Origin of the sequence: Brevundimonas sp., assembly GCF_013823285.1 — a bacterium.
Taxonomy (GTDB): Bacteria; Pseudomonadota; Alphaproteobacteria; order Caulobacterales; family Caulobacteraceae; genus Brevundimonas.
In genome coordinates this window covers 1-4,700 of the sequence record NZ_PNLV01000146.1, presented here as the reverse complement: position 1 = coordinate 4,700, position 4,700 = coordinate 1, and the positions used below count along the sequence as shown (strand labels likewise).

Sequence of the window (4,700 nt, the reverse complement as noted above, 5' to 3'; positions counted from 1 at the left end):
TTCGACCGGTTCAACCAGGCCGACGCCACCATCACGCGCCGCTTCGGCGGCACAGGGCTGGGGCTGTCCATCTGCCGTTCGCTGGTGGAAATGATGGGCGGAGGGATCGCCGCGGCCTCCACCCCGGGCGCCGGCAGCCGGTTCGAGGTGGAGATTCCCCTGCCCCGGGCCGCCTCCCTGGCCGACTATGACGCCCGTGAACGCCCGACGACCCTGACCGGCGGCGGACTGGACCGGCCCCTGCGCGTGCTGCTGGCCGAGGACCATCCCACCAACCAGCGGGTGGTGCAGCTGATTCTGGGCGCCCACGCCGCGGAGGTGGTCATCGCCGAGGATGGGGCCCAGGCCGTGGCCGCTTTCGCCAAAGACCGTTTCGACGTGGTGCTGATGGACATGCAGATGCCGGGCATGGACGGCCTCACCGCCACCCGCGAAATCCGCCGGATGGAGGCCGAGAGGGGTTCGACCCCCACCCCCATCGTCATGCTGAGCGCAAACGCCATGGCCGAGCACCGGGATCAGTCCCGCGAGGCCGGGGCGGACATCCATGTGCCCAAGCCCATCACCGCCGCCACCCTGCTGGCGGGCATTCTGGCGGTGACGGCGCAAGGGTGCGCGAGCGAACAGACTGCGTCATAATCCGTCGGGCCGCGCCATGCGGCTGAATACGGAGCGGGACCGGTCATGAGCGGAGCCATCCATATCGGCATCGGCGGCTGGACCTATGAGCCGTGGCGGGGCGTGTTCTATCCCGACGGCCTGGTCCAGAAGCGCGAGCTGGAATATGCGGCCTCGAAGCTGAGCTCGATCGAGATCAACGGCACCTACTATTCCACCTTCAAGCCGGACAGCTGGCGGAAATGGCGGGACGAGACGCCCGACGGGTTCGTCTTTTCGGTCAAGGCCAGCCGCTACTGCACCAATCGCAAGGTTCTGTCCGAGGGCGGCGAGAGCTTCGACCGCTTCCTGTCCCAGGGCCTGACGGAGCTGGGCGACAAGCTGGGGCCGATCAACTGGCAGTTCATGGCCACGAAAAAGTTCGATCCGGAAGATTTCGAGGGTTTCCTGAAGCTGTTGCCGAAGGAGAAGGACGGCCTGCGCCTGCGCCACGCCCTGGAGGTTCGGAACCCTGGTTTCGATGTGCCGCAGTTCCACGATCTGGCGGCGAAATACGGCGCGGCCATCGTCTACGCCGAGGACGACGAGGCGCCGGAGTGGCCGCGCATCGATCAGGACACGGCAGATTTCCGCTATGCCCGGTTGATGTCCAGCCGCGAGGACGAGCCCACGGGCATGACAGCCGCTGAACTGGACGCCGTGGCGGACCGGGTGAAGGGCTGGGGCAAGACAGGCGACGTCTTCGCCTATTTCATCGCCGGGGCGAAGGTGAGGAACCCGGCCGCGGCCATGGCCCTGATCGAAAGGCTCCCGTGACGGTTGCGCATGATGGCGCGAGCCCACACCTAGACCTGAAGTTGTCAGGAGATTTCATGCCCATCGCCACCCGCGCCTTCGCCGCCGTCGCCGCCGACAAGCCGCTTGAGCCCTACCGCTTCGATCGCCGCGATCCCGGGCCGGACGATGTGGCCATCGAGATCAAATTCTGCGGTGTCTGCCACTCGGACCTGCACATCGCCAAGAATGATCTGGGCGGCACCCGCTATCCCATCGTGCCGGGCCACGAGATCGCCGGTCTGGTGACGGCGGTGGGCGGCAATGTCAGCCGCTTCAAGGTGGGCGACCGGGTGGGCGTGGGCTGCATGGTGGACAGCTGCCGCCAGTGCCAGCCCTGTCTGGACGGCGAGGAACAGTATTGCGTGCCCGGCATGACCCAGACTTATGGCTCGGCCGACCCGAAGGGCGAGACTGTCGGGCAGACGGTCACCCAGGGCGGCTATTCCAGCGCCATCGTGGTCGACCAGAACTATGTCGTCACCATTCCCGACAGCATTCCCCTCCACACCGCCGCCCCCCTGCTGTGCGCCGGCATCACCACCTATTCGCCGCTGCGCCACTGGAAGGTCGGGCCGGGCTCGAAGGTCGCCGTGATCGGCCTCGGCGGCCTGGGCCATATGGCGGTCAAACAGGCGGCGGCCATGGGGGCGGAGGTCACCGTGCTGTCGACCTCGGACCGCAAGAAGGCCGACGCCGAGCGGATGGGGGCCAAACATTTCCTCATCAACTCCGACAAGACGGCGATGGCCGCCGCGGCCGAGAAATTCGACCTGATCATCAACACCGTCTCGGCCACGCATGAGATCGCCAGCCACGTCCAGCTTTTGGCCAAGGACGGGACCATGGTCATGCTTGGCCTGACCACCGAAGGCCTGCCGGTCTACGCCATGGGGCTGCTGTGGCGTCGTCGCGCCGTCGCCGGCTCGCTGATCGGCGGCATCCGCGAGACCCAGGAAATGCTGGACTTCTGCGCCGAGCACGGCCTCGCCTGCGACATTGAACTGATCGCCCCGGACCAGATCAACGAGGCCTATGCCCGGCTGGAGAAGTCGGACGTGCGCTACCGCTTCGTCATCGACATGGCGAAAATGGCCTAGGCTCCTCCGGCCGGGGCGAAAGCCCTGGTCACGCCCTCCGCCGCGGCGAGACCGCAGGCCCCGCTGTCCGACAGCGCCGCCGCATTGCCGGCGTTTATCCCGCCCAGCGCGATCACCGGCAGGCCGGCGCCGCAGGTCCAGTCAGCGAAGCGTTCGGGGCCCAGCGCCGCGCCGCCAGACGGGCTTGTGGTGGGAAAGACGGGCGACAGCAGCGCCGCGTCCAGCCGCAGGGCCGCCGCGCGCGCCAAGGCTTCCGGCGAGTGGGCCGCCCCGGTGACCAGCGCCAGACCGAGCGCTCGCGCCTCGTCCGCCTGATCGAGGGCGCGCTCGGGCAGATGCACCCCGTCCGCGCCGACGGCGACGGCCAGGGCCACATCCAGTCCGATCAGCAGGCGCACCCCCGCCGCTTGCGTCACATCCCTCAGCCGCCGGGCGTCCGTCTCCGCCCCGGGCCTGCCGAAGGCGCGGTGGATCACCGCCGCGCCGGCGGGCAGGCGGGCGGCGATCTCCCATGGACGGGGCGTGCGGTCCGGGTCGGTGACGAGGATCAGGGGCGGGAGGCCCGCCGCCGACGGGCTGACACGGGCGGCGGCGCGGTTTAAGGCCTTGGCCGTCTCCCACAACCGGGTCGCTTCGTCGGACAGGACCATGGATTCTCTCGTCGCCTCAGCCCTGGACACGGTGCGCCGCCGCATCGCCAAGGCGGCGCGCGCGGCGGGGCGGGAACCCTCGGATATCACGCTGACCGCCGTTTCCAAGCAGCAGCCCGAAGCCGCGATCCAGGCCGCCCTGGACGCCGGCCAGCGCGTGTTCGGGGAAAACCGGGTTCAGGAGGCGCAGGGCCGCTGGAGCGAACGGCGCGCGGCCCTGCCCGATCTGCACCTGCGGCTGGTCGGGCCGCTGCAGTCCAACAAGGCGGACCAGGCCCTGGCCCTGTTCGACGTGATCGAGACCCTGGACCGGGAGAAGCTGGCGCGAGCGCTCGCCGAAGCGGGCATGAAGGCCGGGGTGCGGCCCCGGGTGCTGATCCAGCTCAACACCGGCGACGAGCCGCAGAAGGCGGGCGTCCTTCCCGCCGAAGCGGACGCCTTCATCGCGCGGGTTCGCTCTGACTACGACTTCGAGCTTCAGGGCCTGATGTGCATTCCGCCGCTGGAGGAGGAGCCGGCCATGCATTTCGCCCTGCTGGCGCGGATCGCGGCGCGCAACGGCCTCGGGACGCTGTCCATGGGCATGAGCGGGGATTACGAGACCGCCGTGCGCTTCGACGCGACCCATGTGCGCGTCGGCTCGGCCCTGTTCGGCGCCCGTTCCGACGCCTGATCCGACGAGAAGTCTCGCAAGCCGTGCGAATTTCGCCGTTCAAGCCTTGGCGAGAGGCGCGGCGCTCGCCATTCTTGTCCCATGGCGCAATCCAAAACCCTCCTGATCATCGACGACGACACCGAGCTGCGCGAGGCGCTGGCCGAACAGCTGGACATGCATGACGAGTTCAGGACCGTCCAGGCCGCTACGGCGACCGACGGCGTGCGCATGGGCAAGGAAATCCGCGCCGACCTGATCCTGCTGGACGTGGACCTGCCCGATATGGACGGGCGCGAGGCCTGCCGCCAGCTGCGCAAGGCCGGGGTCAAGACGCCGATCATCATGCTGACCGGGGCCGTGGCGGACTCCGATGCGATCCTGGGCCTGGACTCCGGCGCCAACGACTATGTCACCAAGCCGTTCCGGTTCGGCGTGCTGCTGGCGCGCATCCGCGCCCACCTGCGCAGCCACGAACAGTCCGAGGATGCGGTCTTCACCGTCGGCCCCTACGAGTTCCGGCCCGCCGGCAAGATCCTGATGGGGCCCAGGGACAAGAAGATCCGCCTGACGGAGAAGGAGACCAACATCCTGAAGTACCTCTATCGCGCCGGCGCCAAGCCCGTGTCGCGTGAGGAGCTTCTGGCGGAGGTGTGGGGCTACAACGCCGGTGTCACCACCCACACCCTGGAAACCCACATCTATCGTCTGCGCCAGAAGATCGAGCCAGAACCGGGCCAGGCGCGGCTGCTGGTCACCGACGCCGGCGGCTATCGCCTGCAGCCCTGATCGGCGGAAGCCTGGAGCGGGCGGGGGGAATCGAACCCCCGACATTCAGCTTGGGAA

6 protein-coding genes are annotated in these 4,700 nt (G+C 68.6%); 5 read left to right on the top strand and 1 reads right to left on the bottom strand.

Annotation, left to right across the window (positions count from 1 at the left end; all coding sequences use genetic code 11):
• From C0461_RS13510 to C0461_RS13500, 3 genes are all read left to right on the top strand, one after another.
• A partial coding sequence (locus C0461_RS13510) for a response regulator (RefSeq protein WP_292107729.1) occupies positions 1 to 639 on the top strand: 639 nt, incomplete at its 5' end.
• Between the two features lie 45 nt (positions 640 to 684).
• On the top strand, positions 685 to 1,434 hold the full coding sequence (locus tag C0461_RS13505) for a DUF72 domain-containing protein (RefSeq protein ID WP_292107728.1): 750 nt from the start codon (positions 685 to 687) through the stop codon (positions 1,432 to 1,434).
• Between the two features lie 56 nt (positions 1,435 to 1,490).
• Positions 1,491 to 2,552 carry an NAD(P)-dependent alcohol dehydrogenase gene (locus tag C0461_RS13500; RefSeq protein ID WP_292107727.1) on the top strand — a complete coding sequence of 354 codons (1,062 nt, stop codon included), beginning with the start codon at positions 1,491 to 1,493 and terminating at the stop codon, positions 2,550 to 2,552.
• On the opposite strand, the gene C0461_RS13495 is transcribed toward C0461_RS13500, so the two are convergent.
• Complete coding sequence (locus C0461_RS13495) at positions 2,549 to 3,202, bottom strand: thiamine phosphate synthase (protein WP_292107726.1); 654 nt, start codon at positions 3,200 to 3,202, stop codon at positions 2,549 to 2,551. The genes C0461_RS13500 and C0461_RS13495 overlap by 4 nt on opposite strands.
• Between C0461_RS13495 and C0461_RS13490 the strand changes: the two genes are divergently transcribed.
• Positions 3,201 to 3,875, top strand: a complete 675-nt coding sequence (locus tag C0461_RS13490) for a YggS family pyridoxal phosphate-dependent enzyme (RefSeq protein ID WP_292107725.1) — start codon at positions 3,201 to 3,203, stop codon at positions 3,873 to 3,875. The genes C0461_RS13495 and C0461_RS13490 overlap by 2 nt on opposite strands.
• 81 nt (positions 3,876 to 3,956) lie before the next feature.
• Positions 3,957 to 4,643, top strand: coding sequence for a response regulator transcription factor (locus C0461_RS13485; protein WP_292107724.1), 687 nt, complete (start codon positions 3,957 to 3,959; stop codon positions 4,641 to 4,643).
• Positions 4,644 to 4,700 lie beyond the last annotated feature (57 nt).